This is a genomic window from Kocuria tytonicola (genome assembly GCF_003687455.1).
Taxonomy (GTDB): domain Bacteria; phylum Actinomycetota; class Actinomycetes; order Actinomycetales; family Micrococcaceae; genus Kocuria; species Kocuria tytonicola.
Map to the genome: position 1 here is coordinate 16,207 of NZ_PHOA01000014.1, position 16,503 is coordinate 32,709.

Annotated in this window: 8 protein-coding genes, 1 pseudogene and 1 riboswitch; of the genes and pseudogenes, 5 read left to right on the forward strand and 4 right to left on the reverse strand. The window is 71.9% G+C overall.

Annotated elements, in window-relative coordinates; translation table 11 throughout:
- Positions 1-37 precede the first annotated feature (37 nt).
- On the reverse strand, positions 38-3,028 hold the full coding sequence (locus CWC38_RS03305) for a DEAD/DEAH box helicase (protein WP_121845407.1): 2,991 nt from the start codon (positions 3,026-3,028) through the stop codon (positions 38-40).
- Between the two features lie 286 nt (positions 3,029-3,314).
- On the opposite strand from CWC38_RS03305, the gene CWC38_RS03310 reads away from it, so the two are divergent.
- The 4 genes from CWC38_RS03310 to CWC38_RS03325 all read left to right on the forward strand — a co-directional run bounded on the left by CWC38_RS03310 (position 3,315) and on the right by CWC38_RS03325 (position 11,989).
- Positions 3,315-6,434 (forward strand): hypothetical protein, encoded by a 3,120-nt coding sequence (locus tag CWC38_RS03310; RefSeq protein ID WP_121845408.1) that lies wholly within the window; start codon positions 3,315-3,317, stop codon positions 6,432-6,434.
- Positions 6,435-6,571: 137 nt separating this feature from the next.
- On the forward strand, positions 6,572-8,791 hold the full coding sequence (betT, locus tag CWC38_RS03315; protein ID WP_240625023.1) for a choline BCCT transporter BetT: 2,220 nt from the start codon (positions 6,572-6,574) through the stop codon (positions 8,789-8,791).
- Complete coding sequence (locus CWC38_RS03320; RefSeq protein ID WP_121845409.1) at positions 8,788-10,281, forward strand: aldehyde dehydrogenase family protein; 1,494 nt, start codon at positions 8,788-8,790, stop codon at positions 10,279-10,281. The genes betT and CWC38_RS03320 overlap by 4 nt, the downstream gene beginning before the upstream one ends.
- 121 nt (positions 10,282-10,402) lie before the next feature.
- Positions 10,403-11,989, forward strand: a complete 1,587-nt coding sequence (locus CWC38_RS03325) for a GMC family oxidoreductase (RefSeq protein WP_121845410.1) — start codon at positions 10,403-10,405, stop codon at positions 11,987-11,989.
- A 97-nt stretch (positions 11,990-12,086) separates the two neighbouring features.
- Here the strand turns inward: CWC38_RS03325 and CWC38_RS03330 are convergent, their stop codons facing one another.
- Together CWC38_RS03330 and CWC38_RS03335 are read right to left on the reverse strand one after the other, a co-directional pair.
- On the reverse strand, positions 12,087-12,383 hold the full coding sequence (locus CWC38_RS03330) for a hypothetical protein (protein WP_121845411.1): 297 nt from the start codon (positions 12,381-12,383) through the stop codon (positions 12,087-12,089).
- A 21-nt stretch (positions 12,384-12,404) separates the two neighbouring features.
- Positions 12,405-12,546: riboswitch (SAM riboswitch) on the reverse strand.
- A gap of 100 nt (positions 12,547-12,646) precedes the next feature.
- A complete protein-coding gene (locus CWC38_RS03335) occupies positions 12,647-13,810 on the reverse strand; it encodes a glycosyltransferase family 4 protein (protein ID WP_121845412.1) in 1,164 nt (387 codons plus the stop codon).
- Positions 13,811-13,926: 116 nt separating this feature from the next.
- Here CWC38_RS03335 and CWC38_RS03340 point away from each other — a divergent pair, with 116 nt between their 5' ends.
- On the forward strand, positions 13,927-15,849 hold the full coding sequence (locus CWC38_RS03340) for a cell division protein PerM (RefSeq protein WP_439108825.1): 1,923 nt from the start codon (positions 13,927-13,929) through the stop codon (positions 15,847-15,849).
- Positions 15,850-15,888: 39 nt separating this feature from the next.
- On the opposite strand, the pseudogene CWC38_RS12085 reads toward CWC38_RS03340, so the two are convergent.
- Positions 15,889-16,503: pseudogene (locus CWC38_RS12085) on the reverse strand (hypothetical protein); the annotation flags it as partial.

Here is a 16,503-nt window from a genome sequence, read left to right on the forward strand (position 1 = left end):
GACGGCGAGGACCCCGGGGATGGGAACGGGGTGAGCCTCAGACCGCCAGCAGGGAGCGGATGTCCTCGGCGTCCAGGCTCGCGGAGAACACGCGGTCGTCGTCGAGCACCGCGGTGAAGAGGTCCGCCTTGCGGGTCTTCAGCTCCATGACCTTCTCCTCGATCGTGTGCTCGGCGACCATGCGGTAGACCATGACCTTCTGGGTCTGCCCGATCCGGTGCGTGCGGTCCACGGCCTGGTTCTCCGCGGCAGGGTTCCACCAGGGGTCCAGCAGGAAGCAGTAGTCCGCCTCCGTGAGGTTGATGCCGAAGCCGCCCGCCTTGAGGCTCACGAGGAACACGGGGGCCTGCCCGCTGCGAAACTTCTCGAGGGCGCCCGCGCGGTCCCTGGTGCTTCCGTCCAGGTAGCTGTACGCGATCCCGGCCTCGTCCAGACGGCGGGCCACGAGCTTGAGGAAGCTCGTGAACTGGCTGAACACGAGCGGGCGGTGGCCCTCCTGGATCAGCTGGGGCAGCTGGTCGAAGAGGACGTCCAGCTTGGAGGAGGACGCCGTGGACCCGGGGTCCACCAGGGCGGGGTCCAGGGCCAGCATCCGCAGCGTGGTGAGGGACTGGAAGATGGTGAAGCGGTTCTTGTCGAAGTCCCGCAGCAGCCCCAGGATCTTGGCGCGCTCGCGCTGCAGCCGGCGGTCGTAGGCGCTGCGGTGCTCCGGGTTGAGACCCACGGGCAGCACGTGCTCGAGCTTGGGCGGCAGCTGCAGGTCCACGTCCGCCTTGGTGCGCCGCAGCATGAACGGCTTCATCCGGGCGCGCAGCCGTGCCAGCGCGTCCGAGTCCATGGCGCGCTCGATGGGGCGCTGGTAGTGCTCGGTGAAGCGCTTCCGGGACGGGAACAGGCCGGGGGCGGTGAGGGAGAGCAGGGACCACAGCTCCGAGAGGCTGTTCTCCATGGGGGTGCCCGTGATGGCCAGGGAGGTGCGGGCACGCAGGTTCTTCACGGCGCGGTACGCCTTGGTGCGGGGGTTCTTCACGAACTGCGCCTCGTCCATGACCACGCCGGCCCACTCCACGGACTGGTAGGCCTCCGCATCAAGGCGCAGCAGGGCGTAGGAGGTCAGCACCACGTGGGAGGAGCGTGCGGCGCCCGCCGCGGAGTCCTTGGTGGAGTCCAGCACCGTCACGTCCAGGGAGGGTGCGAAGCGGCGCAGCTCGGCGGACCAGTTGGCCACCACGGAGGTGGGGGCGATCACCAGGTAGGGCGGAAGCTGCGGGTCCCGTGCCGTGGCCCGCAGCATCGCGGCAATGGTCTGCACGGTCTTGCCCAGGCCCATGTCGTCCGCGAGCACCCCGCCGAGCTCGTGCTCCCACAGGAAGGTGAGCCACCGGTAGCCCTCGTACTGGTACGGGCGCAGCGTGGCCTGCAGCTCGGCGGGCACGGGTGGGGAGGGGACCTCCTCCAGGTGCGCGAGGGCCCGGACACCCTCCCGCCAGCGCTCGGCCTGCTGGGTGTCGGTGGCCAGCTCCTCGAACTGCTCCCAGAGGCTCGTCTGGTACCGGTTCAGCGCGAGCGGGGCGTGCCTGTCCTCCTGCAGCGTCCGCGCCTCCGCGATCAGGGTGCGCAGCCGCACGAACTCGGGGCGGTCCAGGGAGAAGTAGGAGCCGTCCCGCAGCAGCATCACGTCCTGGCCGCGGTCCAGGGCCTGGAAGATCTCGGAGAACGGGACGTAGTGCTCCCCGACCTTCACGGTCACCCCCAGGCCGAACCAGTCGTGGTGCTCGGTGGGGGCCGTGGACACCGTGATCTCGGTGGGGTCCGCGACCTCCCGGTAGGCGGGGGAACCGCCCGTCTCCTCGATGCGCAGATCCGGGATCCGTCGCAGCTGCGGCAACCACGTGCGCAGCAGCACGAGCGCGTCCTCCGCGGCGTAGGAGCTGCGCTTGAAGTCCAGCTCCGGAACCCGGCGCTGGACGGCCTGGACCATGGAGGACTCCCACCGGGACTCCCTCGCCACGGGTTCGTCCCCCAGCGGGTCCAGCGGACGGAACGGCAGGCGCACCCGCTCCCGGCCCTTCTGGTACTCCCACTCCCACTCCACGCGCTCGGTGAGGTCGTCGTGGTGCACGGTCAGCACGAACTCCGGGTCCGCGACCTGCGGCAGGACCAGGGAGTCCTCTTCTGCCGTCACGTGCATGCTCTGGTGCAGCCGCGGGAAGTAGGTCTCGAAGAACTCCTCCACGCCGTCCCGGGGTACGGTGAGGGACTCCGCCCGGTCCAGGAACGAGCGCTGCTGCTGGTTCAGACGGGTTCCCAGCACCACGAGGTGCAGCGGGAACCTGTTGAGGTCCTCCGCGGACTCCAGCGCCTCCGGGGTGGCCTCGGGGTGGAAGAGCCCGTGCCCGGGCTGACCGATGATCCGGGCCCAGCGCAGGGGGATCTCCTCCTCGCCCACGATCAGCTGGGGACGCAGGCAGAGCGCCCCGTGCTCCCCGGCCTCCACACGGACCTCGAAGCGTCCGTCCCGGTCCAGGACCACGGGGGCCCCGGTGCCGCGGGAGACCAGGGGAATCCCCAGTGTCGCCGCACGGGAGAGAATAGGCCACAGCAGCGGGGAGGTGTAGCGCTCCACGTGCAGCTGGTGCCGGTCGGCGGCGTAGCTGCCGCGGTGCGACTCGGACAGGGCCCGAAGCTCCTCGAACCAGTCGAGCTGCTCCGGGTCCAGCGCACCGCTGCGGGCGTGGGTGGCGAGGTTGCCCCAGTCGATCCCGGTGTGGACCCAGCCACGCCGCCCACGCAGCACCGGGCGCGCGGTGAGCGTCAGCGGGGTCTCCTCGGGTGATGTCCGCCACGCCCTGGGGGAGCGGTTCTGCACCCGGGCGAGGTCCATCTCGAGTGCCACGGCCGGTCCGGAATCGGGGTCCGCCACCACCCGCTCGGCACCGGAGCCCGGCACGATCCGGGAGAGTTCGCTGCGCCAGTCCGGGCCCTCGCCCGGCACACGGGCGTCCGGGAACTGCGCAGCACCATCCATGGCGTCTACCGTACCGTTCGGCCCGGACACGGGCAGGTGCTGCCGGCAAAGGCCCGGCGCAGCGGCGGCGTCGGACACGTTGCCCCAGGAGCGGCACTGTCGGACCCGGCGCCGGAGGAGAACCCGGTGGCGGCGGACGCGTCGTCGTCGGCGGGCAGGCCCGGCGCGCACGGGCTCGTCCGGCACACGGGGGACACGGGGGCCGTGGGACGGGCACGCCGCGGGAACTTATACTCGGGAGGGACTGAGACGACCAAGAGCGCCCCTCGGCGCAGACGGAGGATTTGTGGCTGACGCTGCCGGTTTCCACACAGGAGACCACGCGATTGCATCCGGACCCCAGGAAGTCGAGTACCTGCGTTGGAACGACGCCGTGGCGCGGGCCTTCTTCGGGCCCCGCGTGGCGGGGGAACTGGTCCACCTGGACCTGGACGAGAGGATGCTCGAGCAGATCGGCTCGGAGTTCGGCCTGGACGGTCCGTCCACCCTGCGGGCGCTCGCGGACTCGGTGACCCCGCTGCTCGTGACAGACGGCTCCCGCCGCTCGCTCTTCGACGCGTTCAACAAGCTCACCGAGGTCTGGTACCGGATGTCCCGGCGCCAGCTGGAGGACCTCACCAAGATCGGTCCCCCGCCCATCGTGGCGCTGCTCGCACTGCTGTCCCTGGCCGGACGCCACATGTCCGCGCTCGCGGCGCGCACCGGCAAAAAGTCCGTCTCCACGTTCTACCTCCCGCTGGCCGTGCTGCTGCAGGCCGGGCAGGAGAACGTCAAGGCGCTCGAGAGCGCCGTGCGCAAGGACACCGAGACCTACTGGGACGCGCTGCGCTACTGGCTCGAGGCCTTCGACGGCCAGCTGGGCCTGCCCTCGGCCTACGCCGTGAACCACCGGCCCGTGGGCCTGGCGCTCTCCCAGACCCTGTTCGGCCCCTCCGAGCTGCGGCAGCTGCACCAGATGTTCGAGGACCTCGAGCTGACCACCGCGCAGGGGATGAGCGCGCAGGAGCTGGGAATCTACATCGACTTCTGGCTGGACATCGCGGACACGGACGTCTCCAAGTCCATGCGCAGCATCTGGTCCAACCCGCTCACCCGTGACCCCGCCCTGCAGGTGGCGCTCGCGCAGCTGGCCGCGTGGGAGTCCGCCCCGGACGACGACGCCGCGGGCGCCCCCCGCGGCTCCCGGCACCTGGGCCCCCGCAGCCCCGGGCTGTGCCTCACGGACGGCACGGACTTCGTGGGCAACCCCGTGTACGAGCTGGGCTTCGTGGTGCCCAAGCGACTGGTCCCGGGCCGTGAGGTGGACCTGGCCACCACGGCCGGCCCACGCACCATGTTCCTGAACTACATCGGGGACGCCTACCTGGGGATCTCCGCGTACAGCGCGCGCATGACCAACGACACCCTGCTCTCCGGCCAGCTCACGGTCACCGCGGGGGAGCTGACGCTCACCCGCAACCCCCGGCCCGTGGTGGTGTTCGCGAAGGACGCCTACTCGGACACGTTCCTCTCCGTGGACCACGTGCCCACCGCGTGGCCCTGCCGGATCATGGTGCGGGACGAGCCGGAGTGGGTGGAGCAGGTCCGGGCCATCCTGGACGACTCCGCCTCCCCGGACTACCGCGAGGTGGCCCCCGGCGAGAACGGCGTGGCCGAGGGCTGGGTGCTCTTCGACGACGTCCAGGTGCTGCGTGCCGGGGATCCCGCCCTGACCGTGAACGACAACTTCTCGGCCCTCGTGCCCCGGCTCGTGCCCACGCTGACGCTGTCCGGGGGGCTGCGGATCCCCGGGGACGTGGAGCGCTTCTCCGCACTGCGCCCGCCGCAGCTGACCGTGACCTCGGACAGCGACGACCCCCTGTTCGTGGAGTGCGAGTGGCGCAACCCGCACTCGTTCAAGCTCATGAGCACCAAGCTCACCCCGTCGCGGGTGCCACCGTTCCAGGTGAGCCTGGGCCGCACGGAGCTGGCGCTGGCGGACGGGCACCTCAAGCCCAACGACTACACGCTGGTGCTGCGCGCGGGACGCACGGTCAAGCAGCGCCTCGAGTTCCGGGTGCGGGACGCGTCGTACTACATCACCCAGCGCTCCCTCGGCTACGAGGGCGAGATGGTGCACGTGGCGGAGGAGAGCCTCTGGCCCGTCACCGCCGTCACGCGGGACGAGCTCCCCGAGCAGTACGTCCAGGGCTCGTTCGACAACATGGACCCGCACGAGGGCGAGTTGCCGGACGCGGAGGTCCCCGAGGTCGCGGGCTGGGAGTCCGCCGAGGGCCAGATGTTCCCCGAGCGCAGCAACGAGCTGCCCGAGGCCCCGGACGTCTCCTGCATGGTCACGGGCAAGCACAAGGTGGTCCTGCCGCCCATGGACCCCAAGGCCAAAGCGCCGTGGGTGTTCGGCCGGTGCAAGTTCTGCGGCCTCACCAAGCGCTATCCCGGCCGCCTCACCAAGCTCTCCGCGGTGGGCCAGACCGGCTCGGTGGAAGCCCTGCAGTTCATCGGCCCGGACGAGGGGGAGTACCCCGGCTCCTGGGCGCCGTTCAAGGACATGCTCACGTTCCTGGGCGGGGGCAAGCGCTCCACCCTCTCGATCGTGGCCCGGCAGCTGGAGGACTCCGAGCGCTTCGAGGAGTGGTTCGTGGGCCACCTGCAGGCCCTCGGCTTCCTGGAGGTCATCCGGGACGAGAACTGGACCGTGCGCCGCTGGCAGGTGTGCTCTCCCGCGCTCACCCAGCTGGTGGACGGCTCCGTGCTGCTCACGGGCGGGTGGAAGGCCGAGCAGGAGGACGCGGTCACCCGCGCCACCGCGGCACAGGGCGGGGAGGCCGTGGTGCTCTCGCCCGAGGACCACGCGACCACCATGCTCCAGGACGTGGACCTCGACGCCCTGAGCAGGTCCCTGCCCGAGGGCATGTGCGACGTGGTCTACGACGCCGGGCCCGAGATGCTGGACACCCTCCCGCCGCTGTCCTCCGTGGTGGCGGGTCTGCCCCTGCGCGAGATGCAGTACAACGGGGTGGCCGAGCGCTTCGTGCCGGCGGACGCCACCTGGGAGGCCACCGAGGACCGCAACCAGCCAGGGCTGTACCGGATCAACCACCACCACAAGACGCGCTACGCGTACCGCACGGAGGAGAACGTGGTCTCGGGGCACTGCCGTCCCGTGTCCTCCGGTCTGGGCAAGCACCTGGTGGCCCGGGACACCGGCACCCCGCTGGTGAGCTACGATCCCGAGCTGCGGCTGCTGTCCGTGCCGATCGGTGCGGCCCTGCCGGGCCTGTACGCGCGGGCCGCGGTGCTGTGCTCGGGGCTGCTGCCCACGCTCGTGGACGAGGACTTCTCTCTCAACTACGGGGACGTGTCCGAGGAGTTCGCCGCGGCCCTCGTGGCCAAGCTCCTGGGCTGAGAGGACGGCGGCGGGGCCGGCGTTGCGACCCCGCCGCCGTCCTCCCTACAGTGGGAGGGCCGCCAAGGACTACCGAGTGGTAATACGACGTCTCGACCCCGGGTCGCCCTCGTCCGGCCCAGCGAAGCGAAGCTCCCATGAGCCAGTCCCCGTCCACACCGCCCGAGCGTGCAGGGTCCTCGCCCCGAGCAGCGACCGACGCCACCTCCACCGCGGCACCCGGATCCCCGGGGGCCGCCGACGCCTCGGCAGCCCTGGACGGTTCCGCCTCCCCGAGCACGACGGTCAAGCTGCCGGTGAACTGGCGCGTGCTGATCGCGGCCGCCACGGTCATCGTGGGGCTCTCCGCGTGGGCCATCGCGGCCCCGGAACAGGCCGACGCCGTGATCGGCGGTGTGGTGGCGTGGGTCGCCTCCCAGCTGGGCTGGTTCTACGTCCTCACCGCCACCCTGGTGATCGTGTTCGTGTTCGTGATCGCGGTGGCGGTGAGCCGCGGTGGCTCCGTGCGGATGGGACCGGACCACGCCCGCCCGCAGTTCAACATGTTCACGTGGACGGCCATGCTCTTCGCGGCCGGCATCGGCGTGGACCTCATGTTCTTCTCGGTCTCCGAACCGGTGAGCCAGTACTTCGCCCCGCCCTCCGGGGACGGTCAGAACCTGGAGGCCGCCCGCCAGGCCGTGGTGTGGACCCTGTTCCACTACGGCATCACCGGGTGGGCCATGTACGCCCTCATGGGCATGGCCTTCGGGTACTTCGCGTACCGCTTCGGGATGCCCCTGAGCATCCGCTCCGCGCTGTACCCCCTGCTCGGCAAGCGTATCCACGGGGCCGCGGGCGACGCCGTGGACACCGCAGCGCTGCTCGGCACCGTGTTCGGGGTGGCCACCTCCCTGGGCATCGGTGTGGTGCAGTTGAACTACGGGCTCAAGACCCTGTTCGGTGTGCCCGAGAACCTTGCGGTGCAGTCCGCGCTGATCGCCGTGGGCGTGGGCATGGCCGTGGTCTCGTGCGTCTCCGGGGTGGACAAGGGCATCCGGCGGTTGTCCGAGCTGAACATCGTCCTGGCCATCGGCCTCATGCTCTACGTGCTGGTGGCGGGGCGCACGGCGTTCCTGCTGGACTCGATCGTGATGAACATCGGGGACTTCGTCGCCCGCTTCCCGGGGATGACCCTGAACACGTTCGCGTTCGAGGCGCCCCAGGAGTGGATGAGCACGTGGACCCTGTTCTTCTGGGCCTGGTGGATCGCGTGGGCGCCCTTCGTGGGGCTCTTCCTGGCGCGCATCTCCCGCGGCCGCACGCTGCGCCAGTTCGTGGTGGGCACCATGACGGTCCCGTTCGCGTTCATCCTGCTGTGGATCTCGATCTTCGGGAACTCCGCCCTGGACATCGTGGTGGGCGGCAACACGGAGTTCGGCGACGTGGCCATGAACACCCCCGAGCGGGCCTTCTACTCCCTGCTGGAGCAGTACCCCGGCGCCACGGTGGCCGCCTCGATCGCCACGTTCACCGGTCTGCTGTTCTACGTGACGTCCGCGGACTCCGGCGCGCTCGTGATGAGCAACTTCACCTCCAAGATCGACGACCCCAACCAGGACGGCCCCAAGTGGCTGCGCGTGCTCTGGGCCGTGAGCACGGGCGTGCTGACGCTGGCCATGCTGCTGGTGGGCGGTGTGACCACGCTGCAGAACGCCACGCTCGTCATGGGACTGCCGTTCTCGGTGGTCATGTACCTCATCATGGTGGGACTGTGGCGGGCCCTGCAGGTGGAGGTCAGCACCGCGGCCTCCGGCGCCGTGGCCAGCCGCTCCGCCGTGGCAGGGCGCACCGGCCGGGACACGCACTGGCGCTCGCGGCTCTCCCGCCTGGGCTCGTACCCGGGTCCCCGCGCCGCGCAGCGCTACGTGAAGGACGTGGCGGCGCCGGCACTCGAGACGCTCGCGGCGGAGATCCGCGGTTCCGGGGTCGCGGTCACCGTGGCGACCACGCCGGTGGAGGAGGACCCCGGGCTGCAGCAGACCAGCCTGCACGTGGACCTCGCCCCCGAGCGGGACTTCCTGTACCGGGTGCACCCCGTGGCGTTCCCCACCCCGGGGTTCGGAGGCTTCCGCACCAACCCGGACTCGGACCGGTACTTCCGGCTGGAGGTCTTCACGGCCACCGGCTCACTGGGCTACGACGTGCTGGGGTACACGTCCGAGCAGCTCATCAACGACGCGCTCGACTGCTACGAGCGCCACCTGGAATTCATCCGGCTCAACCACGAGCACCCCGGCAGCACCCAGATCGGCCTTCCCACGACCGAGACGGGGATGTGGGCCGAGACCGCACCGAACAAGGAGGACACACCGTGAGCAGCACGCTGTACATCGACGGCCAGTGGGTCCCCGCCCTGCAGGGCGGCACCCGCACCATCACCTGCCCCGCGGACGGCACCGAGGTGGCCGTCGTCGCCGAGGCCACCCGCGAGGACACCGAGCGCGCGATCGGCGCGGCCCGCGTGGCCTTCGACGACGGCCGCTGGTCGGACGTCCCCGCGGGGGAGCGCGGCGGCTTCCTGCTGCGCGTGGCCGCCCTGCTGCGCGAGCGCGCCGAGGAGTTCGCCCGCGCCGAGTCCCTGGACACCGGCAAGCGCATGGACGAGTCCCGCCAGGACATCTCGGACATCGCGGACTGCTTCGAGCACTTCGGCAGGATCGCCGCGCAGGACGCGGGCCGCGTGGTGGACGCCGGGAACCCGGACGTGGTCAGCCGCGTGGTCCACGAGCCCGTGGGTGTGTGCGGTCTCATCACCCCGTGGAACTACCCGCTGCTGCAGGCCGCGTGGAAGATCGCACCCGCGCTCGCGGCGGGCAACACGTTCGTGCTCAAGCCGGCCGAGCTCACGCCCCACACGGCCATCCTCATGATGCAGGTGCTCGAGGAGCTGGGGCTGCCCGCGGGTGTGGCCAACCTCGTGCTGGGTGCCGGGGCGGAGGCCGGCGCGCCGCTGTCCTCCGACCCCCGCGTGGACCTCGTGTCCTTCACCGGCGGGCTCGTGACCGGCCGTGTGGTCGCCCGCGAGGCCGCGGCCACCGTCAAGAAGGTGGCCCTCGAGCTGGGCGGCAAGAACCCCAACGTCGTCTTCGCGGACGCGGACTACGACGCCGCGCTGGACAACGCCCTGAACGCCGCGTTCGTGCACTCGGGGCAGGTCTGCTCCGCCGGAGCGCGGCTGGTGGTGGAGGAGTCCATCGCGGAGAAGTTCGTGAGCGATCTCGCGGCGCGCGCGGAGGCCATCCTGCTGGGCGGCCCGTTCGACGAGAAGGCCGAGACCGGCGCGCTGATCTCCGAGGCGCACCGGGACAAGGTGCACGCCTACGTGGAGCGTGCCCGCGAGCAGGGTGCGCGCATCCGCTGCGGCGGCCGCTTCGCCGAGGGGCCCTCCGCGGACGGAACGCTGCAGCTCGAGAACGGCTGCTTCTACCTGCCCACGGTGATCGACGAGTGCACCCCGGACATGGACTGCGTGCACGACGAGGCCTTCGGCCCCACCGTGACCGTGGAGACCTTCCGCACCGAGGAGGAGGCCGTGGCGATCGCCAACGACACGTACTACGGCCTGGCCGGCGCCGTGTGGAGCCAGGACTCGGGCAAGTCCCAGCGGGTGGCCGGGAAGCTGCGCCACGGCACCGTGTGGATCAACGACTTCCACCCCTACCTGCCGCAGGCGGAGTGGGGCGGCATGAAGCAGTCCGGCGTGGGCCGCGAGCTGGGCCACGACGGGCTGGGGGAGTACCAGGAGACCAAGCACGTCTACCAGAACGTCCGACCGGCCGTCACCGGGTGGTTCGCGCAGCACTGAGCGCGGCGCACCACCGCGCCGGGCCCGCCCCGGCGCACCGGCCGACGACGCCGCGCCCGTCCCGTTCGTAGCACACGGACGGGCGCGGGCGGCGTCGCACACCCCGACGAAGGGAGAAGACATGAGCGAGAAGAACACCCTGGCCGAGTACGACTACGTGGTGGTGGGGGCTGGCTCCGCCGGCGCCGTGGTCGCCGCGCGCCTGAGCGAGGATCCGAGCGTGTCCGTGGCCCTGCTGGAGGCCGGCGACCACGACGCCGGGTACCCCGAGGTGCTGCAGCTCAACCGCTGGATGGAGCTGCTGGAGTCCGGCCACGACTGGGACTACCCGCTGGAGGAGCAGGAGAACGGCAACTCCTTCATGCGCATGGCCCGTGCCAAGGTGCTGGGCGGCTGCTCGTCCCACAACTCCTGCATCGCGTTCTGGGCGCCGAGCGAGGACCTGGACGAGTGGGAGTCCAAGCACGGGGCGCAGGGCTGGAACTCCGAGCTGGCGTTCCGGCTGTACCAGAAGCTGGAGAACAACGAGGACCCGGGCGCCCACCACGGCCACGACGGCCCCGTGCGGCTGCGCAACGTGCCGCCGGCGGACCCGAGCGGCGTCGCCCTGCTGGAGGCGGCCGAGCAGGCCGGGATCCCGCGCGCGGACTTCAACACGGGCAAGACCGTGACACAGGGCGCGAGCTTCTTCCAGATCAGCGCCCGAGAGGACGGCACGCGCTCCTCCTCATCCGTGAGCTACCTGCACCCCGCGCAGGACCGTGAGAACCTCTCGATCCTCACGGGCACCCAGGTCAAGCGGGTGCTCTTCGACGAGGACCTCCGCGCCACCGGTGTGGAGGTCACGGACAACGCGTTCGGCAAGGCCCACGTGATCTCCGCGCGCCGCGAGGTGGTCGTCTCCGCCGGGGCGGTCGACACCCCCAAGCTGCTCATGCTCTCCGGCATCGGCCCCGCCGAGCACCTCTGCGAGGTGGGCGTGGACGTCCTGGTGGACTCCCCGGGCGTGGGCTCGCACCTGCAGGACCACCCGGAGGCGGTGATCCAGTGGGAGGCGAAGAAGCCCATGGTGGAGGACACCACCCAGTGGTGGGAGATCGGCGTGTTCGACCAGGTGGACGAGGGCCTGGACCGCCCGGATCTGATGATGCACTACGGCAGCGTGAACTTCGACATGCACACCTACCGCCAGGGCTATCCCACGGCGGACAACGCGTTCTGCCTGACCCCGAACGTGACCCACGCCCGCTCCCGCGGCACCGTGCGGCTGCGCACGCGTGACTTCCGGGACAAGCCCCGTGTGGATCCCCGCTACTTCACGGATCCCGAGGGCTACGACATGCGCATCATGACGGCGGGCATCCGCCGCGCGCGGGAGATCGTGGCGCAGCAGGGCATGTCCGAGTGGGCCGGCAGGGAGCTGTTCCCCGGGGAGGACGTGCAGAGCGACGAGGAGATCGCGGACTACATCCGCCGCACCCACAACACCGTGTACCACCCGGCGGGCTCGTGCCGCATGGGTCCGGTGGAGGACGCGGACTCGCCCCTGGACCCGCAGCTGCGGGTCAAGGGTGTGAGCGGGCTGCGCGTGGCGGATGCCTCCGTCATGCCGGAGCTCGTGACCGTGAACCCCAACATCACCGTCTACATGATCGGTGAGCGGGCCGCGGAGCTGATCGCGGCGGACCACGGGGCCGGGCAGCAGTAGCCCTCGGCCCAGGCACGACGACGCCCGGCACCGTGAGGTGCCGGGCGTCGTCGTGCTCCGGACCGGTCTGCCCCGGTGCCGGGGAGCGCCGAGGCGCTCAGGCGGAGAGCGGCTCCAGCTTGTAGAAGGACATCCCGCCGGTGACGCCGGAGGCCCCGGGGACCAGGAGCCTGCGGTACTTGGCGCACCACTGGCCCCGCCCGCGGGTGTGCCGCGCGGCCGCGGCGACCGCACGGACGTCGTCCGTGGCGTACTGGTGCTGCTGGCCGTCGGGCTCCGTGAGGGACACGAGGTGGTGCGCGGTGTCCGCGTGGACGGTCACGTCCACCCACTGCTCTCGGGAGTCGGGGCTCGTCCGCTGGGTGGACGGGGGTCGCTGTGCTGTGCTGTTCATCTTCCGTGGCCTCTGACTTCTTCTGGTCGCTTGCCGGAATCACGCGCGTGAATCGGCCACTTCGTCATCCAAACCACCCCTGAACCGAGGGTTGGCGTGCGCCGAGTTGGAGCTCGGGTGAACGCGCGGGCCGGTGGCCCGCGCGCAGGCGCATCTCGTGAAGGTGGTTCGAGCCTAGTCAGCGCTGCCCGGTGCGAGCCAGGGACCGGCCGGGAATGTCATCAAAACTTAACCAACGGAGCCTGGTGGCCCGGGCCGTCCGGTCAGCGGGCGCCCAGCCCCGTCCGCCGTGCCCCGTTCGTGCGGGAGTTCACGCGGGCCGCTCGCCCGTAGTGCTCCACGAGCTGGTCGCACACGGCGTCCCACGTGCGGGTCTGCACCGTCCGGTGGGCCGTGCGCGCGAACGCGAGACGCTTGGCGTCGTCGCCCACGAGGTCCCGCACCCGATCCCGCAGGGCCTCGGTGTCCCCGGGGCGGTAGAGCCAGCCGTTGCGGGAGGAGTCCACGAGGTCCAGCGGGCCGCCGCGGCCCACGGCCACCACGGGGACCGCGCAGGCCATGGCCTCCTGGATGGTCTGGCAGAACGTCTCGTGCTCGCCGGGGTGGACGAACACGTCCAGGGAGGCCATGACCGTGGCCAGCTCGGTGCCGGAGAGGAACCCCTCGAAGTGGGCGTGGGGGAGCAGCGCACGCAGCGACTCCTTCTGGGGGCCGGAGCCCACCACCACGAGCTGGGTGTCCGGCAGGGAGTCCAGGACCACGAGGTCCGCCACCTGCTTCTCCGGAGCGAGCCGCCCCACGTACCCGACGATCCGCCGGCCGCCGCCCACCCGATCGCGCCACGCGTCGTCGCGCCGGTCCGGGCTGAAGCGGACGGTGTCCACGCCGCGGCGCCACGTGTGGACCCGCTGCACCCCGTGCTCGTGCAGGGAGGCGATGGACGCCGTGGAGGGGGCCAGGGTGAGGGTGGCGCTGTTGTGCATGGTGCGCACGTGGGACCACATGCTCTTCTCCAGGAGCGCGGCGCCGTAGCGCGCGGCGTAGCCGGGGACGTCCGTCTGGTAGACGGCCACGCACGGCAGACCCAGGCCCTTGGCGGCCTGGATGGCCTGCCAGCCCAGGATGAAGGGGGAGGCCACGTGGACCACGTCCGGCGCGAAGCGCGCCAGGATGCGCTGCATCCGGTTCACGGTGCAGCTTGCGACGCGCACCTCCGGGTACCCGGCGAGCGGGAGGGAGGGAATGCGCTCCACACGCACGCCGTCCACGTGGTCCACGGAGCCCAGGAAGAGGGTCTTCTCGTAGGAAGGAGCGATCACCATGGCCTCGTGGCCGTGGTCGCGCAGGTGTTCCAGGACGCGGATCACGGAGTGGGTGACGCCGTTGACGTGGGGGAGGAACTGTTCGGCAACCAGTGCGATTCTCACGCCTCCACCCTGGCGCCCGTGCCCCACCGCGGCGTCACGCGCCGGTGTCCTGCGGGTGAAGTCCGGACGAACAGCGCTGCGGGCCGCGGCCGCCCGGACGTGGAAAGATGAGCGTGATGAAACTTCCCTCAGTGCCCGGTGCGATCACGGGCGTACGCGACCGATGGCGAGCGCGCGGCTCCTCCGCCGCGGACGGTTCCGCCCCAGACGACCGGCGGGAACCCGGACGGCTCCCCCCGGGCGGCGCACCAGGCTCCAATACGGGGGATTTCGGCAGGGGGGACGACGGCGCACGGGGCGCCGGGGCGCGACGCTCCGTCACGCAGCCCGCCACCGCGACGTCTCCCGCCGCGAAGCCCCCCGCGGTGCAGCGCGACGACGCCGGGCTGCCCATGCCCCTGGCCCTGCAGGGCGTCGTCGAGATGCTCGCGGTGGGTCTGGTGGGCCTGCTGCTCGGCGCTCTGCTGCTGGGCGCGGTCTGGGTGGCCGGGGGCTTCGCGACGCTCGGCGCCGGCGGCAGCCTCCGGCTGGCCGGGCTCGGCTGGCTGCTCGCGCACGGCACGCCCCTGGACGTGCGGGCCGCCGAGGGGCTGCCCCTGGACGGCGGTGGCACCGTCACCCTGGTGCCGCTCGGTCTCACGCTGATCCCGTTCGCGCTCGCCGTGGTCGCCGGGCGGCGGATCGCGCGGGCCTGCTGGCGCGGGCAGTTCCTCGTGCCGTTCTGCGCGGGCATGGTGGCGTACGCGCTCCTCGCCGCGGTGGTGGCACTGGTCTCCCGCACGGACCAGGTGTCCGTGGACCTGCTCTCCGCGGCACTGTGCTCCCTGCTGCCCGTGGGCCTGGGGGCACTCGTGGGCGGCTGGAGCGTCTCGCGCTCGCTGGCAGCGGTCCTCGGGACGGATGCCGCCTCCTGGCTGCAGCGCACGAGCCAGTACTCGCGCTGGGCGGGCTCCTACGTGTGGGCCGTGATCCGCGCGGGATCCCTCGCGGCCGCCGCGGCCGTGGCGGGAGGTGCGCTGCTGCTCGTCGTGGCGCTCGCGGGGAGCTGGGGCGGCATCGTGACCGTGTACCAGGATCTCGGCACGGGGACCGCGGGGGACACCGCGCTCACCGCCCTGCAGTTCGGCTTCCTCCCCAACATGGTGCTCTGGGCCCTCGCGTGGGCCTCCGGCGCCGGCTTCGCGGTGGGGTCCGGGACCCTCACGTCGCCGTTCCAGACCACAATGGGCCCGCTGCCGCAGTTCCCCGCCCTCGCGGCTCTGCCCGCCGGTGACCCGTGGACCTTCGCGCCCGCCGTTCTCGCGCTGCCCGTGCTCGCCGGGCTGCTCGCGGGCTGGTGGTTCTGCCGCGAGGGGGAGAACCACCTGGACGACTGGATGGCCATCCGCCTGCCCCTGCGCTGGTTCACGTTCCTGCTCTCCACCCTTCTCACCGTGGTGTTCATCGCCGCGGTCGGCTCCGGCATCGTCGCGGTGCTGACGTGGCTGTCCCACGGCTCGCTCGGCATCGGCCGGCTCACGGACATCGGTCCCCACGCCGGGGAGGTGTTCCTGTGGCTGGGCGCCGAACTCGCCGTGGGTGCGGCGGTGGGCTACCTCGTGGGGCCGTGGCTCGAGCGCGAGGGCTACCGCTCCCACACGTGGCAGGACTCCGACGACGACGCCGCGCCGCCCGTGGCCGCGCACGCCGCCGGTGGGCGCACGTCCCGGGAGGAGACGGCGCCCGCTGCCGTCCGCGTGGAGCCGTCGCGCTCGCCCGGGGCGGGTGCCGCCGCAGGAGAGCTCTCCGCACCGGAGCCGACCCGCGCGAGCCGTGGCGCCGAGACCTCCGGGTCCGCCAGGACCGGAGGGGTCAGGCCCCTCTCCGTTGGCCCGCGGGGTTCCGGCTCCACGCGGTTGACGCGTCCCGCCGCCGAAGAGCCGGGCACGGGGCACGGGCTCTCCCGGCGGGAGGAGGCCAGGCGACGTCGTGCGGAGCGGCGCTCCGCGAAGCGCAAGGCGGCGCGGCTGGCGGCGCTGGACCGCGAGAACGAGCGCTGAGCGACGGCGGCCCGGGGCGGGTGGCGTCGCCCGGCCAGTTCAGCGCGAGGGCGTGGTGCTCCCGCTGGGGGATGCCGAGGCGGGAGCGGACGCCCCCGTGGAGGCTGCTCGGGAGGGGCTTGCACTGCCGGTTCCGGACGGGCTCTCGCTGCCGGAGGCACCGGGGGAGGCACTCGAGGACTCCGCGGCCGTGGGGTCCGCGGAGGGGCCGCCGGTCTCCAGGGGCCGCCCGCCCACCTGGTTGAAGACGTTGTCGTTGAGCTGCTGCTGGCAGTGCTGCTGGGATGCGAGGGTCAGTGCGCCGTCGGTGCACTCCTGGTAGGCCTGCGTGGCGGGCCACACGAGCAGACGGCTTGCCCCGCCCAGGGTGTTGAGGGTGCCCCACAGGACGGCGATCACCCCGAGGGCGATGACGAGGCCCCGTGACGTGGCCCCGCGGGCGCGGACGAGGGCCACGATGCCCATGACCACCCCGGCCACGGCCAGGGCGACGCCCAGCCACGTGGCGAGCACGTCCCTGTTCACGAGGGCGGAGGCAAGGACCGCGAGAGCGGCGGCCACGGCGGCGAACCGGACCCGGGCGGTGTCGTTCCCGCCGCGGGGGTGGGAGGGCTTCCCGGAGCGCGGGGCGCCGGGCGTCGGATCGTGGGGCGG